This window comes from uncultured Thiohalocapsa sp. (genome assembly GCF_913062725.1).
Taxonomy (GTDB): Bacteria; Pseudomonadota; Gammaproteobacteria; order Chromatiales; family Chromatiaceae; genus Thiohalocapsa.
Genome location: NZ_CAJXWY010000016.1, coordinates 13,315 through 31,265, shown reverse-complemented (window position 1 = coordinate 31,265; position 17,951 = coordinate 13,315). Strand labels below are relative to the sequence as shown.

General features: G+C 67.1%; 17 protein-coding genes. 3 read left to right on the top strand and 14 right to left on the bottom strand.

Annotated features, from left to right (window positions below; all coding sequences use genetic code 11):
* Positions 1-5: 5 nt before the first annotated feature.
* The 5 genes from QZ588_RS06320 to QZ588_RS06300 are packed head-to-tail and all read right to left on the bottom strand — an operon-like array spanning position 6 to position 5,738.
* A complete protein-coding gene (locus QZ588_RS06320) occupies positions 6-275 on the bottom strand; it encodes a K+/H+ antiporter subunit F (protein WP_295540967.1) in 270 nt (89 codons plus the stop codon).
* A gap of 29 nt (positions 276-304) precedes the next feature.
* Entirely contained in the window at positions 305-802 is a 498-nt protein-coding gene (locus tag QZ588_RS06315; RefSeq protein WP_295540965.1) for a Na+/H+ antiporter subunit E, read from the bottom strand.
* Positions 803-804: 2 nt separating this feature from the next.
* Positions 805-2,424 (bottom strand): monovalent cation/H+ antiporter subunit D, encoded by a 1,620-nt coding sequence (locus QZ588_RS06310; RefSeq protein WP_295540963.1) that lies wholly within the window; start codon positions 2,422-2,424, stop codon positions 805-807.
* On the bottom strand, positions 2,421-2,804 hold the full coding sequence (locus QZ588_RS06305; protein ID WP_295540962.1) for a Na+/H+ antiporter subunit C: 384 nt from the start codon (positions 2,802-2,804) through the stop codon (positions 2,421-2,423). The genes QZ588_RS06310 and QZ588_RS06305 overlap by 4 nt, the downstream gene beginning before the upstream one ends.
* Positions 2,805-2,819: 15 nt before the next feature.
* Entirely contained in the window at positions 2,820-5,738 is a 2,919-nt protein-coding gene (locus tag QZ588_RS06300; protein WP_295540960.1) for a monovalent cation/H+ antiporter subunit A, read from the bottom strand.
* 365 nt (positions 5,739-6,103) lie between these two features.
* Between QZ588_RS06300 and QZ588_RS06295 the strand changes: the two genes are divergently transcribed.
* From QZ588_RS06295 to QZ588_RS06285, 3 genes are all read left to right on the top strand, one after another.
* On the top strand, positions 6,104-6,406 hold the full coding sequence (locus QZ588_RS06295; protein ID WP_295540959.1) for a DUF5132 domain-containing protein: 303 nt from the start codon (positions 6,104-6,106) through the stop codon (positions 6,404-6,406).
* A gap of 10 nt (positions 6,407-6,416) precedes the next feature.
* Entirely contained in the window at positions 6,417-6,908 is a 492-nt protein-coding gene (locus QZ588_RS06290) for a hypothetical protein (protein ID WP_295540957.1), read from the top strand.
* Positions 6,909-6,992: 84 nt separating this feature from the next.
* Positions 6,993-7,211 (top strand): hypothetical protein, encoded by a 219-nt coding sequence (locus tag QZ588_RS06285; RefSeq protein WP_295540955.1) that lies wholly within the window; start codon positions 6,993-6,995, stop codon positions 7,209-7,211.
* Positions 7,212-7,283: 72 nt separating this feature from the next.
* Here the strand turns inward: QZ588_RS06285 and QZ588_RS06280 are convergent, their stop codons facing one another.
* From QZ588_RS06280 to rimP, 9 genes are all read right to left on the bottom strand, one after another.
* Positions 7,284-7,835, bottom strand: coding sequence for a 2OG-Fe(II) oxygenase (locus QZ588_RS06280; protein ID WP_295540953.1), 552 nt, complete (start codon positions 7,833-7,835; stop codon positions 7,284-7,286).
* 228 nt (positions 7,836-8,063) lie between these two features.
* Positions 8,064-8,924: a DMT family transporter gene (locus QZ588_RS06275; RefSeq protein WP_295541034.1), complete on the bottom strand. Its 861-nt coding sequence runs from the start codon at positions 8,922-8,924 to the stop codon at positions 8,064-8,066.
* Between the two features lie 86 nt (positions 8,925-9,010).
* Complete coding sequence (gene pnp, locus QZ588_RS06270; protein ID WP_295540951.1) at positions 9,011-11,116, bottom strand: polyribonucleotide nucleotidyltransferase; 2,106 nt, start codon at positions 11,114-11,116, stop codon at positions 9,011-9,013.
* 169 nt (positions 11,117-11,285) lie between these two features.
* Positions 11,286-11,555, bottom strand: coding sequence for a 30S ribosomal protein S15 (rpsO, locus tag QZ588_RS06265; protein WP_295540949.1), 270 nt, complete (start codon positions 11,553-11,555; stop codon positions 11,286-11,288).
* 239 nt (positions 11,556-11,794) lie between these two features.
* Entirely contained in the window at positions 11,795-12,709 is a 915-nt protein-coding gene (gene truB / locus QZ588_RS06260; RefSeq protein WP_295540948.1) for a tRNA pseudouridine(55) synthase TruB, read from the bottom strand.
* Between the two features lie 79 nt (positions 12,710-12,788).
* Entirely contained in the window at positions 12,789-13,163 is a 375-nt protein-coding gene (gene rbfA, locus QZ588_RS06255) for a 30S ribosome-binding factor RbfA (RefSeq protein ID WP_295540946.1), read from the bottom strand.
* Positions 13,160-15,961, bottom strand: a complete 2,802-nt coding sequence (infB, locus tag QZ588_RS06250; protein ID WP_295540944.1) for a translation initiation factor IF-2 — start codon at positions 15,959-15,961, stop codon at positions 13,160-13,162. The genes rbfA and infB overlap by 4 nt, the downstream gene beginning before the upstream one ends.
* 15 nt (positions 15,962-15,976) lie before the next feature.
* The gene (gene nusA, locus QZ588_RS06245) at positions 15,977-17,479 is read right to left on the bottom strand and encodes a transcription termination factor NusA (protein WP_295540942.1); all 1,503 of its coding nucleotides are present in this window, start codon (positions 17,477-17,479) and stop codon (positions 15,977-15,979) included.
* Positions 17,480-17,494: 15 nt separating this feature from the next.
* The gene (rimP, locus tag QZ588_RS06240; protein WP_295540940.1) at positions 17,495-17,944 is read right to left on the bottom strand and encodes a ribosome maturation factor RimP; all 450 of its coding nucleotides are present in this window, start codon (positions 17,942-17,944) and stop codon (positions 17,495-17,497) included.
* Positions 17,945-17,951 lie beyond the last annotated feature (7 nt).

Here is a 17,951-nt window from a genome sequence, read left to right as displayed (position 1 = left end):
TGCACCTATTCGATAATGTCGCCGCGCAGCAGGTACTTGCACAGCGCGACGGTTCCCACGAAGCCCATCATCGCAATCAGCAGCGCCGCCTCGAAATAGAGGGCGCTGCCGAGCAGGATACCGAGCAGCACCAGCAACGCGATGGTGTTCACGTACAGGGTGTCCAGCGCCAGGATGCGGTCCGGGTGATCCGGCCCCACCAGCAGGCGCCACAGGCTCAGAATCAGCGCGGCGCAGACGAGCGTGAAGGCGATGATCAGGGCGATGCTCAACATGGGGCTCAACAAGTGGCTCAATCGGGGACTCAGCAGGGCGGCTCGAAGATGTCGACCAGCGGTCGCTCGTAGCGGGTCTTGATCTCCTGCACCAGGGCGTCGGGATCATTCACCCGCAGGCCATGCACCATCAAGAGCTTGCGGTCCGGGCTCAGCCACGCCGAGACGGTTCCGGGCGTCAGCGAGATGGTGTTCGCCAGGATGCCGATGGCAAGCTCCGTGCGCAGTTCCAACGGCACGGCCACGAACGCCGGCCGCGCGAAGCGCTGCCCGCCCACGATCAGCACCGCGACGGCCACATTGGCGACGAGGATGTCCCACAGGACCTTGATCAGGAAGAACACCAGCCACCAGGGCCGGGCGATACGCACCCGCTCCGGCCAAAACCGCCGGGTGAACACCGGAATGGCCCAGCCCAGGATGAGCCCGATCAGCGCCTGACCGGGCGTGAGACTGTTCACCAGCAAGAGCCATGTCAGCGCCAGCGTAACGGTCAGCAGCGGATGTGGCAGCAGACGGTGCAGCATGCTCAGGGCTCTCCGGCGGCGCCGCCGAGCACGGCCTCGATGTAGCGCTCGGGCGTCAGCAGCGCTTCCGCCGTGGCGGCGCTGAAAGCCGTCACCGGGGCGGCGGCGGCCACCAGCCCCAGGCAGAGCCCCGCCAGGACCATGACGGGGATCAGCCGCTTCCAGTCCGGCCCGGCAGCAACCGCCGGCGCCTCGATGTCACAGCGCCGACCGTCACCGTGCCCACCGCCAGCATCGTGCTCGACGGCGGCGGCGAGTCCTGAGGCCCAGGCCACGGCGCTGGCGTCTCCGCCGCCCTGCGCGCCCCGGTAGAACAGCAAGCTGCCGCTGCGGGCCAGTGCCACGATGGTCAGCAGGCCGGCGGTCAGCACCACCGCGAAGATCCAGGCCATCGCCGGCTGCGCCAGGGCCGCCTGCAGCAGCATCCATTTACCAAGGAAACCGGACAGCGGCGGCAGCCCGGCGATGAGCACCGCCAGCAGGAAGAACACGCCGCCCACCAGCGGCGCCGCCGGCACGGCCGGGCCCGGCTCCAGGCGCTCGCCCATGGCGCCGCGGCCGCGGGCGACGATGCCCGCCAACAGGAACAGGGCCGCGGCGGCAAAGGTGCTGTGCGGCAGATAGTAGAGACCGGCGGCGATACCCGCTCGGGTGCCGAGCGCAAAGGCGGTGAGCAGGGTGCCGATGGACAGCACCACCAGGTAGGCCGCCTGCCGGCGCAGGCCCTGGGCCGCCAGCACGCCCAGCACGGCGACGGCCATGGTGATCAGGGCGAGGGGCAGCAGCACGGGCTCGATGAGATGGGCCAAGGGCCCCGCCGCATCGCCGAAGATGAGCGTCTCCACCCGCAGGATGGCGTAGGCACCCACTTTGGTCATGATCGCGAACAGGGCGGCCACCGGCGCCGACGTGCTGGCATAGGCGCCCGGCAGCCACAGGTAGAGCGGCACCAGGGCCGCCTTCAGTGCGAAGACGGTGAACAACAGCAGGCCGGCGGCGCGCACGATGCCCACATCCGCGGGCGCCGTATCCGCCACCCGAACGGCCAGATCCGCCATATTGAGGGTACCGAGGATGCCGTAGAGGGTACCCACCGCAAACAGAAACAGGGTGGAGCCCGCCAGATTCAACACCACGAAGTGCAGGCCGGCGCGCACCCGGGCGCGGCCGCCGCCGTGCAGCAGCAGTCCGTAGGAAGCCAGCAACAGCACCTCGAAGAAGACGAACAGATTGAACAGATCGCCGGTAAGAAAGGCGCCGTTCAGCCCGAAGATCTGCAGCTGGAACAGCGGATGAAAATGGCGGCTGCCGCTGTCGGTGCCCTGCACGGCGTAGTACAGCGCGCAGCAGGCCAGCAGGGCGGTGATCAGCAGCATCCAGACGCTGAGCCGATCGGCCACCAGGGAAATGCCATAGGGCGCGGGCCAGTCGCCGACCTGATAGACGAGGATGCCCTCGGCCGTCACCAGCACCAGCAGCCACAGTACCGCGAGCAATTCCAGCACGGTGGCGCCCAGGTTGATGCCCCGGCGCATGCGCAGCGACACCCGCCGCCGCGTCAGCAGCAGCACGATGGCCGCAATCAGCGGCAGCAGCAGCGGCAAAATGACGGCTTGACTCAAGCGCCCTCCTCGGGCGCATCGCCCCGGTGGGATACCGCACCGCCTTCACCGCCATCGACGGGGCGGCCGTCCACGTGGTCGTTGCCCAGCACCGCCCGCGCCTTGAGCGCGAGCACGATCACGAAGGCGGTCATGGCGAAGGCGATGACGATGGCGGTGAGCACCAGCGCCTGCGGCAGCGGATCGGCATAACCGGCGGCCTCGGCGCCGATCACCGCCGGCTGGCCGACGGTGAGCCGACCGGTGGCGAACAGGAACAGATTCACGGCGTAGGACAACAGCGTCAGCCCCAGGACCACAGGGAAGGTGTAAGCGCGTAATAAAAGATACACGCCAAAACCGGTCAGACTGGCGATGATGCCGGCGAGCAGGGCTTCCATAACGATGCAGGGGCGTCAGTCAGCGGTCGTGAGGGAGGGGTCGGGCGCGCGGCCGGACACGGCCGCCCCACCCGTCGCCGCATCCGCAACCGCATCCGGGCGCGGGCGCGGGTGCACGGCGGGCTCGACGATTGCCCCGGCATCAGCGACATCCACCGCATGGCTCGCACCGTGCATCAGGCCCATGTGCACCAGGATCAGCAGCGTGGCCCCCACCACCACCAGATAGACACCAAGATCGAAGGCGATGGCCGAAGCCAATTCGAAGTCGGCGAAGGGCCAGTGCACATGAGTGAAGGCCGAGGTCAGGAACGGATAGCCCAACAGCATGCTGAAGACGCCCGTGGCCACGGCGATGAGGAGCCCGAGACCGATGGCCGGATGCAGATTACCGGGCATGCGCTCATGGGTCCAAGTGACGCCGTTGGCGAGGTACTGCATGATCAAGGCCACCGCCGTCACCAGCCCGGCGATGAAGCCGCCGCCGGGCAGGTTGTGGCCGCGCAGGAAGATGAACACCGCCACCAACAGCGCCAGCGGCAGCAGCAGCCGCACCAGCGCCGCCATGATGGGCGGGTGCAGATCCCAGTTCCAGGGCCGGCCGAGGATGTCGTAGGCCGGAGCGGCCAGGCGCAGGTCCTTGAGCAGCGCATAGATGCCGAGCCCGGCCAGCGCCAGCACGGTGATCTCGCCCAGGGTGTCGAAGCCCCGGAAGTCCACCAGGATGACATTCACCACATTGGTGCCGCCGCCGCCGGAGACGCTGTTGTCGAGGAAGAAGTCGGAAATCGGCGTGTGTGGGCGGGTCAGCACCGCCCAGGACAAAATACCCGCGCCGCTGCCTGACGCCAGCGCGATCAGGAAATGCCGCAGCCGGCGGCCGGTGTCGGCTTCCACCGGCGTACGCCGAGGCAGAAAGTACATGGCCAGCAGCAACAGCACGATGGTGACCACTTCCACCGACAACTGCGTCAGGGCCAGGTCCGGCGCCGAGAACTTCACGAAGATCAGAGACACCAGCAGGCCGACGGCGCCGAGCACGATGAGCGCCGTGAGCCGGCGCTGGTGGATGAGCGCAGACGCCAGCGCCACCGCCACCAGGGCCGCCGCCACCAGCACACTGGCGACATCCGGCACGCTCACGGGCACCGGGCCGGTAATGGGCACATGGGGCGGGATGATGCCCATGGCCCCCGCTGCGATGGCGGTGACGATGAGCACCGCCAGCATGCGCTGCAACGAGCCCGTATCCAGCAGCCGGGTGACGCTGCGCGCCAGCGCCAGTACCGCCTCCAGGATCCACAGATACACCGCCGGGGCGTCCAGCACCCCATGCCAGCGCTGCGCAAGCCTGAACAAGGGCCGCCGTCCCAGATAGACCAGCACCCCTCCCACCAGGGCCACGACGCTCATCACCAGCGCGGCGTTGAAGCCGTGCCAGATGGCCAGGCTGTAGTACGGCGGCGGCGCCTGCAGCACGCCGACCACGGCGACTTTCAGCAACGGCCCGACGGTGTAAGCCGGCAGGATGCCCACCAGCAGGCAAAGCGCCACCAGTATCTCCACCGGCACCTTCATCCAGCGCGGCGGCTCATGCGGCTCGCGCGGCAGATTCACCGGCTCGCCGTTGAAGAAGACATCGTGGATGAAGCGCAGCGAATAGGCCACCGCGAAGACGCCGGCGGCCGCGGCGGATACCGTGAGCAGCCAGTCCCAGGGGGTATACCGGGCGAAGTTCACCGCCTCGTGAAAGAACATCTCCTTGGATAGGAAACCATTGAACAGCGGCACACCGGCCATGGAAGCCGCCGCCACCATGGCCAGGGTGGCGGTGTAGGGCATGTAGCGCCACAGGCCGTTGATGAGGCGCATGTCCCGGGTGCCACACTCATGGTCGATGATGCCCGCAGCCATGAACAGCGACGCCTTGAAGGTGGCGTGGTTGATGATATGGAAAACGCCCGCCACCGCCGCCAGCGGCGTGCCGATGCCGAACAGCAGGGTGATCAGCCCGAGATGGCTGATGGTGGAGTAGGCGAGCAGCCCCTTCAGGTCGTGCTTGAACAGCGCGAAGTAGGCGCCGATTACCAGGGTGATCAACCCCGCCCCCATCACCAGGCTGGACCAGGCATCGGTGCCCGAGAGCACCGGAAACAGGCGTGCCAGCAAAAAAACCCCCGCCTTCACCATGGTGGCGGAGTGCAGATAGGCCGACACCGGTGTCGGCGCCGCCATGGCCTGGGGCAGCCAGAAGTGGAACGGAAACTGCGCCGACTTGGTGAAGGCCCCAAGCAGAATCAGCACCAGCGTAGGCGTGTACAGCGCATGCGCGCGGATGGCATCGCCCTGAGTCAGGATATCCGAGAGCGCATAGCTGCCGGCCATATGCCCCAGCAGCAGAAAACCGCCCAGCATGGCGAGCCCGCCGAGCCCGGTGACGGCCAGCGCCATGCGGGCGCCGTTGCGGGCATCGCTGCGGTGCTGCCAGTAGCTGATGAGCAGGAAGGACGACAGGCTGGTCATCTCCCAGAACATCAGCAGCAACAGGATGTTCTCGGCCAGCACGATGCCCAGCATCGAGCCCTTGAACAACAGGAAATACGCGAAGAAGCGCCCGGTGCTGTCGCGCTCGCTCAGGTAGTACCGGGCATAGAGGATCACCAGCAGGCCGATGACCAGGACCAGAATCGCGAACAGCATCGCCAGCCCGTCCAGCCGAAAGGCCAGGTTCAGCCCCAGCGCCGGCAGCCATGGGATCGTCGCCACCAGGGTCTCGCCGGCAAACACCGCCGGCATGGACGGCACCAACACCGCAAGCGCCAGCGCGGCCAGCAGACCCGCCGCCCAAGCGGCTCGGTAGCGACCGAAGTGCGCGACCCAGGCGACCAGAGGCGCACCGAGCAGCGGAATCAGAACAGCAACGAGAAGGTTCATGGGCATGCGGGTAGCGGCGAACACCCACAGTCTACCTAGGAGGGCTGCCGCCGTGAAGCCTGCAGAGCGAGGGCCACGACGTCCCCCGCAGCGGACCGAAACCCTGCGCACCACTTTGCGTTAGACTACGATGTGAAAAACCGGCCAGCGGCTTTCCGGGACCCGAGCGCGAGCGTCAGACGCGTCGCACCCGGTGTGCTCGGTTGTTGCGGACCGGGTGGCGGCGGGCGGGGGTCTCGACCGCAGGGATGCGGTCGTGAAGCCTACAGGGACGTAATCTACGGCGTCCCCCGCCCGCCGCCACCCGGTCCGCTGGCGTCTGCGCCGGACATTGACGTCCGCCGGGTATCAGTGGAGGCGCAAACATGCCCCAACCCAATCACAAGGGCCGCAACAAAATGGTGCGCAACACGGCTGTCGGCATCGGGGTGGCCGTGCTGGTGCCGGTGGCGGTGACCCTGCTCGCGCCCTACGTGCGACCGGCGGCGCGGTCAGCGTTGAAGGCCGGCCTCATCGCCTACGAAAAAAGCAAAGAGGCCGCCGCCGAGCTCGGCGAGCTGATGGAAGACCTGGTGGCGGAAGTCCGTGATGAGCTCCGCGAAGAGCGCGAGGCCAGCCTGTCGAGCGTGCAAGACACCCGTGACCAGGGCACCGATCAGGACGCCTGACGCAAGCACCGTGACCGCCGAAACCGCCCGCATCAGCCACCGCAGCACCGGGCGCATGCGCCTGCGCCTGCCGCAGCGCCGTCACGATCTGCCCTTTTTCCTGTCGTTGTACGAATCGCTGCGCACACAGCCGATCATCGATGAGGTCACCATCAATCCCGCCACCGCCAGCGTACTGATCTGGTTCGACCCCGTACACGACGCAGCCCTTCCGGCCGCGCTGAGTCGCAGCGGTCTGGCACCGCTGGACGACCACCAACGCCACCCGAAGCACGCAGAGCGCCATCTTTTTCATGTCACGATCAACGACATGCGCATCGTCGTCTTCCTGATCATGGCGACGCTGTCCATCCACCAACTGCTCAGGGGCCAGCTGCTGGCGCCGGCGCTGACCATGCTGCTCTACATCGTCGACCTCGCCGTCGGCATGCGCATGGAGCGGGACGCGGCGGCCGGGCACGCCCATCACCCCTCCGCCACCGGCGCCACGAGTCATCCTTAGATTGCGCGCAGGCGCCGGGCGGCGCGCTTCAGTCCCTGTGCTATCTTTTCGAGCATCACCCCGCAACCAGGAGTCGATTGCCCCGTGGGTAACCTGATCGTCACCGGCATCACCTTCGGCGTGTTCATGACCGAGGCCCTGATTCACTACAACATGGGTCAGGCCAAGGCCAAAGGCGAATTCAAGCTCACCATGCCACCGGCACAGGAACTGGCCAAGATCGCCGCTGTCACCGCCACCTTCTCCGTCGTCACGGGTCTGCTCGTGAAGGCGCTGCCGAAGGACGTGCAGTCCAAGCTCTGAGCCGAGCGCCCGTGGATCGCGGGTGTCGTCGTCGGCATCACGGGCCACAGTCACCTGCCGCCGGGCCGCGTCTCAGCGGGTACGGAACCAGCCCGTGATGCTGAAACGCTCGCGCCGCGCCGGCAGCACTTCATGCAGGAAGCGCGCAGACAAGAACGTCACCAGGCGCCCGTGAAGGGGCAGGACCTCGACGAACGCGGCGGTGTCCGCGGCGTCCGTGTAGATGCGAAGCGCACCACCATCCGCCGGCTGCCAGCCGTGATTCAGGTAAAGCACGCAGCTCAGCCGGCGCCGGCCCATGCCGCGGAATTGATCCAGATGCTTGCGATAGTAAGCACCCGCCGGATAGACCGCGAAGTGGGCCTCCAGCTCATACAACCCCAGGAACAGGCGCCGGTTGACCGCAAGGCGCACCCCCTCCAGGCGCTCCCAAAGGGCCCGCTGGGCACCTGAGAGCGCCCCGACCTCCAGCCAGAGGATGCGATCGGTACGGACCTCGGATCGTAATTCACGATCTGCGCCGCGGCCAACGCCGGCGCGGCGAAACTCGCCCGCTTCCCAACCCTGCCGCGCTTCGTGTCGGAGCTGGCTGACGAGCAGTGGCGGCACGAAGGCATCGCTCACGCACCAGCCCTGCTCGGCCAGGGTGGCGGCGATCTGTTCAGGTGAGCCAGGGGGCTCGGGTGGGCCGGGCGGGGGCTCTTGCGGTGGTTGGGCGGGCGGGAGGGAACCGGCTGTGGCGGTAGTCAAGCGCGTCGGCTCGCAGATCTAATCCATCAGTGTGCGCCCAATCCGGCAATCCGTCCAGCGGCATGGGTGTCCTTGCGCGTTCTCGTCGGTGCTGCGCCGTGCTCATGTCCAGCGACCGCTCGCGCTGATGCTCAGCGCGGTGACCGTGAGCAGGATCAATCCCATCCCCAGCATCTGTAGACCGGCCAGACTCTCGTGCAAGACCACGACGCCGAACAGGGAGGCGGTGACCGGCTCGACCATTGCGATGATGGAGGCTGCGGCCGGGGCAGTATGGGCCAGGCCGACGATGTAGAGCATGAAGGACAGGCCTGCGCCGAGCACACCCAGCACGGCGAACAACGGCCAGCTCGGCGTGCTCAGCACCGCAACGGCCTGCTGGGTATCACCCGGCCAGATGAGGATGGCCATGAGCACCGCGAAGGCGATGGCGAGAATCGCCTGGGGGCTGCCATGGGATGTCGCATACTTGAAGCCGAAAATGAAGACCGCGTACGACAGGCCCGACAGCAGCCCGGCGCCGACACCCATCGGCGTGACACCGCCAGCACCCGTCTCATAAATGCGCGTGAGCAGCACCACACCGACCATGACCACGGCGATTGCGGCCCATTTGAGTGCGGTGGGTCGCTCGAGCTTGAGGGCGAAGGACACCAGGTAGACGAACACCGGCGCGCAGTACATCAGCGTCGCCGCAACCGCCACGCTACCCTCTGCGATGCTCAGGAAATAGAAGGCGAAATTGCCGGCGACGCCAACACCGGCCAGTGCCGACCAGAGCCATAATCGGCGGCTTGCGAGTCCGCTGCCGCGGGGCATGAGCGCCAGCCAGACGAGCACGAACAACAGCCCGATGGCGCCGCGGTAGAAAGAGACCACGTACGGATCCCAGCCGTCGGCCATGAGCATCCCGCCGATGCCGCCGGACAGGCCCCAACAGAGCGCCGCCAGGACAACGAACATCGTGCTCATGCCGACGTGCGGACCCGGTGGCGAGATCGCGTGGGAGGCTCTGCGCGTCCTTGCGCGGTTTGGGGGCGTCGGACGCCCTACTCCGGGGCCTGGACCTCGTCCTCGGCGACGGCCTTCATGCTGAGGCGAATGCGGCCCTGCTTGTCCACTTCCAGCACTTTGACGCGGACCACATCACCTTCCTTCAGCTTGTCGGAGACCTTCTGCACCCGCTCCTCGCTGATCTGGCTGATGTGCACCAAGCCGTCGCGCCCGGGCAGAATGGTGACGAAGGCACCAAAGTCCATCAGGCGCACCACCTTGCCCTCATAGATCTTGCCCACCTCCACATCCGCGGTGATGAGCCGGATACGCTTCTTGGCCTCCTCGCCGGCGCTGCGCTGCACGGAGAAGATCTTCACCACGCCGTCGTCGTTGATGTCCACCGTGGCGCCGGTCTCCTCGGTGATGGCGCGAATGGTGGCGCCGCCCTTGCCGATGACGTCGCGGATTTTCTCCGGGTGGATCTTGAACTCGATGATGCGCGGCGCGTAGTCGGACATCTCGGCGCGGTGCTCGGCGATGACCTTGTTCATCTCACCGAGGATGTGCAGCCGCCCGGCCTTCGCCTGCTCCAGCGCGGTCTCCATGATCTCCCTGGTGATACCCTCGATCTTGATGTCCATCTGCAGGGCATTGATGCCGTCGGCGGGGCCGGCGACCTTGAAGTCCATGTCGCCGAGGTGATCCTCATCGCCCATGATGTCCGTCAGCACGGCGAATGCATCGCCCTCTTTGATGAGACCCATGGCGACACCCGCCACCGGCGCCTTGACGGGCACGCCGGCGTCCATCAGCGACAGGCTGGTGCCGCACACGGAGGCCATGGAGCTGGAGCCGTTGGACTCGGTGATCTCCGAGACCACACGCACCGAATAGGGAAAGGCGTCCGGCGCCGGCATGGCGGCGAGGATGCCGCGCTTGGCGAGCCGCCCATGGCCGATCTCGCGCCGCTTGGGGCTGCCCACCCGGCCGAGCTCGCCGACGCAGAAGGGCGGGAAGTTGTAGTGCAGCATGAAGGGCTCGCGGCGCTCGCCCTCGAGGGCATCGATGATCTGGCTATCGCGCTCGGTGCCGAGGGTGGTGACCACCAGGGCCTGGGTCTCGCCGCGGGTGAACAGCGCCGAGCCGTGGGTGCGCGGCAGCACACCGGTGCGAATGTGGATGGGCCGCACGGTCCTGGTGTCGCGGCCGTCGATGCGCGGCTTGCCCTGGAGGATGGCGCCGCGGACGATCTGCTTTTCCAGCTTTTCGATGGCGCCGTACACCTTGGGCTGGGGCCACTGGCCCTCGCCATCGCCTGCGAGCTGCTCGAAGGCCTCGCCGCGCACGGCATCCAGCGCGGCATAGCGCGCCATCTTGTCCTTGATGGTGTAGGCCTCGGCGAGGCGGTCCGTGTAGGCGCTGACGGCATCTTCCAGCGCCGGATCCGCCGCCGGCGGCTCGAACGGCAGCGGCGGCTTGTTGACCTCGGCGGCGAGCTCGTTGATGGCCTGGATGGCCACCTGCATCTGCTCATGACCGAAGAGCACGGCGCCGAGCATGACGTCTTCGGACAGGCCGCGGGCCTCGGACTCCACCATGAGCACGGCGTTGTCGGTGCCGGCCACCACCAGATCCAGATCGCTGTCGGGACCGAGGCCCGTCACCGCCGGGTTCAGGATGTACTGGCCGTTTTTGTAACCGACGCGGGCGGCGGCGATGGGTCCGTTGAAGGGCGCCCCGGAGATGGCCAGCGCCGCCGAGACGCCGATCATCGCCGGGACCTCGGGGTTCACCGCCGGATTCAGGGACTTCACCGTGGCGATGACCTGGATCTCGCGGCCGAAGCCAGCGGCGAACAGCGGCCGGATCGGCCGGTCGATGAGGCGCGAGGTGAGAATCTCGGCCTCGCTGGGCCGGCCCTCACGACGAAAAAAGCCGCCGGGGATACGACCGGCGGCATAGGTTTTCTCTTGATAGTCGACGGTGAGCGGCAGGAAGTCCTTCAGCTCCGTGGCGCGTTTATCTACCACCACGGTACAGAGCACCACTGTGTCGTCGACGTTGATCAGCACGGCGCCGTCCGCCTGGCGGGCGATTTCGCCGGTCTCGAGTGTGACCGTCTGGTCGCCGTACTGGAAGGTCTTGCGGATGGGGGTCACTGGGTTGGGTCCTCTGGATGGGTCCTCAGGATGTCCTGACGGGGTGCGGTCGGCGTCTGCTGGCGGCGAGGCTGCTGTGCTGCGGCGGACCGATTCGTCGGTCGCAGCCGGTGGCGCCGGCCGCCGCATCCGCGGCGCCCGATGGACGCCGCCGGATAAGGATGCGCGGTTACCGGCGTAGTCCGAGCTTCTGAATCAGCGCCCGGTAGCGATCGAGATCCTTGCGCTTGAGATAGTCAAGCAGCTTGCGCCGGGAGTTGACCATCCGCACCAGGCCGCGGCGGGAATGATGGTCTTTCTTATGCTGACTGAAGTGCTCGGTGAGATCCTTGATGCGCGCGGTGAGCAGTGCGACCTGCACCTCGGTGCTGCCGGTGTCGCTGGGGCCGCTGCCGTGCTCCTCGACGATGCGGCGCTTGTCCTCTGTGGTCACTGTCATTGCTGAGCTCCTGGTGAGCGGCGCCGGCTGCGGCACCTGGTTGACGGCGCAGCGCGTGTGTCCCCCGGCAATGACTCCAGGGCGCACCATCGCGGCGCCGGGATTCCCGGCCGGCATTCGCCGTCCGGGAACTTGTAAAGCGAGCGTATGTTAACGGCCTTTCCGATCCAGTTGAACCGATTGTGACAGTCGCGTGGCAGGCCACCGGCGAGCGTCGACCACGGCAGCGGGATCGCCGGTCAGATCAATCGCTTCGGCTGGACGCGGCCGTCGTCGAGGATGACGCCCACCCCGATGAATGCATCACCGCCGGCGTACAGGCGCACCATCCCCTCGGTGGGCGCCTGCGGCACCAGCACCGGCTGTCCCTGGCGCAGGTAGAACGCGGCGTCCGCCGACAGCCGCACCGCCGGACAATGGCCGAGGACGCTGTCGAGGGGCAGCAGCAACGCATCCATCGCCGCCAGCCCTTGCTCGGCGGCGGCCTCCACATCGGCCATGGTCACGAACCGGGTCTCGCCCTCCACATAGGGTCCAACGCCGGTGCGCCGCAGCGCCGACACATGGGCCCCACAACCCAGCGCCTCGCCGATCTCCTCTGCAAGGGTGCGCACATAGGTGCCCTTGGAGCAATGCACGAGCAGCTCGAGCGTCGGCGGCGTGAACGCCGTCAGCGCCAGCGTGAAGATTTGCACCGTGCGCGGCTGACGCTCCACTTCCTTGCCCTCGCGGGCGAGCTTGTAGAGCCGCTGCCCCTGGTGCTTGACCGCGGAGTACATGGGCGGCAACTGCTCGATGCTCCCGGTGAAGCGCGGCAGCACGGCCCGCACGGCATCGGCGTCGACGCCATCGACGGGCCGGGTCCGCAGCACTTCGCCGTCGGCATCGGCGCTGTCGGTGGTGATCCCCAGGGTGACGCCCACCCGATAGCGCTTATCCGCATCCAGCAAAAAGGACGAGAACTTGGTGGTCTGCCCCAGGCACAGGGGTAACAGGCCCGTCGCCAGGGGATCCAGACTGCCCGTGTGGCCGGCCTTGGCCGCCTTGTACAGACGCTTGACCTGTTGCAGCGCCTGGTTCGACGACAGGCCGCTCGGCTTGTCCAGCAGCAGGATGCCGTCGACGGGGCGGCCTTGTTTGCGTCTTCTCGCCATAATGGACATCCGCCCGACGCGCGCAGGGCGGGTCGGCACTGTGTTCGTGAGCCTGTGGAATGCCTTGGGTCGTCGGGCTTCAGGAATCGCCGTTGCCCGACGCCGGCGGCGGCACAACGCTGTCGATGAGCGTACTCAGGCGCTCACCATCGCGTACGGAGGTGTCGTGAATGAAGCGCAGCTCGGGCACGGCGCGCAGGCGTACCCGCCGCGCCAACGCGCGGCGCAGGAAGCCCGCCAGCGTGCCGTTGAGGACCTGCGTCTGTGTCTCGTCGCATTCATCCAGTGGGAAACAAGTGAAGTAGATCTTGGCGTGGGCCAGATCCCGGCTCACCCGTACTTCCTGCAGGGTGACCGGGCCGATGCGCGGGTCCCGCACCTCGGTACGCAGCAGGGTCGAGAGCTCGCGCAGCAGCTCGGCCCCGACCCGCTCGGCCCGCGCGCCCTCGCTCACAGTTCGCGGGCCCGCTCGGTGCGCTCGAACACCTCGATCTGGTCACCGGGCTGCACGTCGTTGTAGTTCTTCACACCGATACCGCACTCGGTGCCGGCCTTCACCTCGGCGACATCGTCCTTGTATCGGCGCAGCGACTCCAGCGCACCCTCGTAGACGACGACATTGTTGCGCAGCACGCGGATCGGATTGTTCCGCTTGATGACGCCGTCCACCACCATGCAGCCGGCGATGGCGCCGAACTTGGAGGAGCGGAAGACGTCCCGAACCTCGGCGAGACCAATGATCTCTTCCGTGACGATGGGGCTCAGCATGCCGACGATGGCCTGCTTCACATCGTCGATCAGCTCGTAGATGATCGAGTAGTAGCGCAGGTCGAGGCCGTGGCTTTCCACCACCCGACGCGCGGCCGCATCGGCGCGGACATTGAAGCCCAGCAGAATGGCGTTGGAGGTCACCGCCAGGTTGGCGTCGGACTCGGTGATACCGCCGACACCTGAGGCGACCACCGACACCTTCACCTCGTCGTTGGAGAGCTTCACCAGCGCCTCACGCAAGGCCTCCACGCTCCCCTGCACATCCGCCTTGAGGATGATGTTGACCGACTTGACCGCGCTCTCCTTGAGCTGCGAGAAGAGCTGATCGAGGTTGGCTGCGCCCTGCTGATCGATGCGCGACTGGCGGTCGCGCTCGGCGCGCAGCTCTGCCACCTCGCGGGCCTTGCGCTCGTCCGCCACGGCGATGACATCATCACCGGCATTGGGTGCCGCCGACAGCCCCAGCACCTGCACCGGTATCGAAGGCCCCGCCTGCTGCACCGGATCACCGTTCTCGTTGAACATGGCGCGCACGCGGCCATACTCGGAGCCGCTGACGATGGTATCGCCCTGATGCAGCGTGCCGGACTGCACCAGCACCGTGGCCACCGGACCGCGGCCTTTCTCCACACTGGACTCGACGATGGTGCCGTGTGCCGGGCTGTCCTTGGGGGCTTTGAGCTCCAACACCTCCGCCTGCAGCAGCACGGCGTCGAGCAGGTCATCGATGCCGTCGCCGGTCTTGGCGGACACCTTGACGGTGATGGTATCGCCCCCCCAATCCTCGGCGACCACCTCGTGCTGGGTCAGCTCCTGCAGCACGCGATCTGGATTGGCCTCAGGCTTGTCCATCTTGTTGATGGCGACCACCATGGGCACCCCCGACACTTTGGCGTGCTGGATCGCCTCGATCGTCTGCGGCATCACGCCGTCGTCGGCGGCGACCACCAGGATGACGATGTCGGTCACCTTGGCGCCCCGGGCGCGCATGGCCGAGAAGGCTGCGTGGCCGGGCGTGTCGAGGAACGAGATGATCCCCTTGTCCGTCTCCACATGGTAGGCGCCGATGTGCTGGGTGATGCCACCCGCCTCGCCGGCGGTGACCCGGGTGCGGCGGATATAATCCAGCAGCGAGGTCTTGCCGTGGTCCACGTGACCCATGATGGTCACCACCGGCGGCCGCGGCAGGCTCTCGGCCTGCTCGGTTTCCTCGCCGAGCAGTTCCATCAGGCTGTCCTCGGCGCTCTTGTCCTGCGCCTCCACGGCCCGGTGGCCCATCTCCTCCACCAGCAGCATCGCCGTGTCGCGGTCGAGCATCTGGTTGATGGTGACCATCATCCCCTGCTTGAACAGCATCTTCACCAGATCCGCGGCCTTCACGGACATGCGCTGGGCGAGATCGGCGACGGAGATGGACTCCGGCACTTCCACCTCGCGCACCACCGGCGCCGTGGGCTTCTTGAACTGGTGCCTCTCGGCCAGCTGGGGCTTGCCGGACTTCTTGCGCCGGCGCACGGAGGGCCGGGTGATGACACCGAGCGCCGCGGCATCGTCGTCGTCGTCCACCCGGCCGCCGGTGCTGCGACGGACCTTGCCGGCATCCTTCTTGCCGACCTTTTTCGCCGGCTTTTCCTTATCGCGCTCCGGGCGCTCTTCGTGCTTTTTGACGTGCTTGCGATGGCGCTCGTGCGTCTCCGCTTCCGCGCCCGCCGGTGCTTGTCCGACACCCTCGGCAGGCGCAGGCGCTGTCTCTGCGGCTGGGGCACCGGGCGCTTCACCGGGTGCTTCACTCGGCGGCGCAGCCGCAGCGATGGTTGCCTGCTGCGGCTCTTGCCTCTGCGCCCGCACCTCCGCCTCACGGCGCTTGCGCGCCTCTTCCTCGGCGCGGCGGCGTGTCTCTTCTTCGGCGCGCAGGCGTTCCTGTTCCTCCTGCTCGGCCAGGCGGCGGGCGTCTTCTTCGGCCCGGCGGGCTTCCAGCTGGGTGCGGCGTCGCTGCTCGTCGGAGACACCGCGCTGCGGCTTGCGCTGGGGTGGTGGCGGTGGTTGTGGCACCGGCGCCGGCTTCGGCGCCGCCTCGGCGGGCGCCGGCGCCGTCTGGGGCTCGGGTGCCTTGGGCTCGTCGCGTCGCAGCTGCGTGCGCTTGCGCCGGACCTCCACCGAGACCGTCTTTTGCGTGCGCTGGGCGCCACCGCCGCGGCTGCTCAGCGTCGGTCGCGATGGGCGCGTCTGCGCACCGCGAGCGCGCGCATCCGGAGACTCGCGTCGGTGCACCGTCGCCTGACGCTTCGCCGGCTCTTCGGGCGCTTCTTTTTTCGCGTGACTGCGGCGCAGATAGTTCAGGAGCTGGAGCTTCTCCTGCTCCGTGATGGTGGCCTCGGCGGCGTCGGCCTGAATCCCGGCCTCATTCAGCTGGGCGAGCAGGCGCTCCACCGGGATGTTCACCGTGGTGGCAAGTTGTTTGACCGTTACATCGCTGCTCATAGACACCTCCGCAAGCTAGGCCTGTTCCGACTCGGCGAACCAGGGCTCGCGCGCGGTCATGATGAGTTGGGCGGCCCGTTCTTCGTCCATGCCTTCGATCTCCATCAGCTCGTCCACAGACTGTTCGGCAAGCTCCTCCATCGAGGCGATGCCGCGCCGCGCCAGGGCGTAGGCCAGTTCGTCATCCATACCCGTCATGCTGAGCAAATCCGTCGCCGGCTGGCCTTCGTCGTCGTCGGTGCCGGTGATGGCGCGCGTGAGCAGCACGTCCTTGGCACGCTGGCGCAGGATGGCGATGATCTCGTCATCGAACTCGGCGATTGACTGCAGTTCCGCCGTGGGCACATACGCCACTTCTTCGATGCTCGTGAAGCCCTCCTCGACGAGCACGAAGGCGACGTTCTCGTCGACTTGCAGCTGGTCCATGAACAGCGAGGCGATGCGCCGGGCCTCCTCCTCGCCCTTGGCGGCGGCGTCCTCCTCGCTCATGACGTTGAGCTCCCAGCCCGTGAGCTGGCTCGCCAGGCGCACGTTTTGGCCGCCGCGCCCGATGGCCTGGGAGAGATTGTCCTCCTTCACCGCCACATCCATGCTGCGGGCATCTTCGTCGATCACGATGGAGACCACATCCGCCGGCGACATGGCGTTGATGACGAATTGCGCCGGATTCTCATCCCACTGGATGATGTCCACGCGCTCGCCGTTGAGCTCGTTGGAGACCGCCTGCACGCGCGAGCCCCGCATACCGACGCAGGCGCCGACGGGATCGATGCGCGCATCCTTGGTGCGCACGGCGATCTTGGCGCGCAACCCGGGATCGCGTGCTGCGGCGAGGATCTCGATGGTGCCCTCGCCCACCTCCGGCACCTCCAGCTTGAACAGTTCGATCAGCAGCTGCGGCGCCGTTCGGCTGACGAAAAGCTGGGGGCCCTTCAGCTCGGAGCGTACCTCGTAGAGCAGACCGCGCAGCCGATCGTTGGGCCGCACGTTCTCGCGCGGGATCATTTGGTCCCGTGGTACCAGCGCCTCGGCGTTGCCACCCAGATCCAGGACGATGGTGCCGCGCTCGGCCTTCTTGACGATGCCCGTCACCAGCTCGCCCTGGCGGTGCTGGAACATCTCCACCACCTTGGCGCGCTCGGCCTCGCGCACCTTCTGCACGATGACCTGCTTGGCGGTTTGCGCAGCGATGCGCCCGAACAGGACGGATTCCACGGGCTCTTCGATGTAATCACCGAGGTCCAGCGCGGGCTCGAGCTCCTTCGCGGCGGACAGTGTGATCTGGCGCTCAGGCGCCTCGAGCGGCTCGCCGTCGGTGTCGGGGACGATTTCCCAGCGCCGGAAGGTTTCGTAGTCGCCGCTCTCGCGGTCGATGGCGACGCGCGCTTCGATGTCGCCGCCGTGCTTCTTGCGGGTGGCTGAGGCCAAAGCGGCCTCCATGGCTTCGAAGATGATCTCCTTGGGCACGTCCTTTTCGTTGGAGACTGCCTCCACCACCAGCAAAATGTCTTTACTCATAGTGTAAACCGGTAATCAGAATTCGGGCACGAGCCGCGCCGACTCAATCTGCGCGAAGGGCAGCGCAAGGCGCCCGCCCTCCGCGTCGAGCCACACCGTTTCGCCGTCGACGCCGGCGATGCGCCCATCGAATCGACGGCGTCCATCGAGCTTCTCGGCCAGCCGCACGCGGACCCGCGCGCCGGTGAAGCGCTGGAAGTGCTCGAGCGCGAACAGCGGTCGGTCGAGACCCGGCGAGGACACTTCCAGATCGTAGTGACCGGCGATGGGATCAGCGACGTCGAGGGCGCCGCTCAGCTGGTGGCTCACCGACTCGCAATCATCGAGCCCGATGCCGTCGGCATGGTCGATATAGACCCGAAGCACTGCGGCGGCGGCCTCGTGCTCGACGCCGACGCATTCGTAGCCCATGGGCTCCACCACGGAGCAGACGAGATCGCGGAGCTGAGATTGAACGCCTTTCATGCTGTGC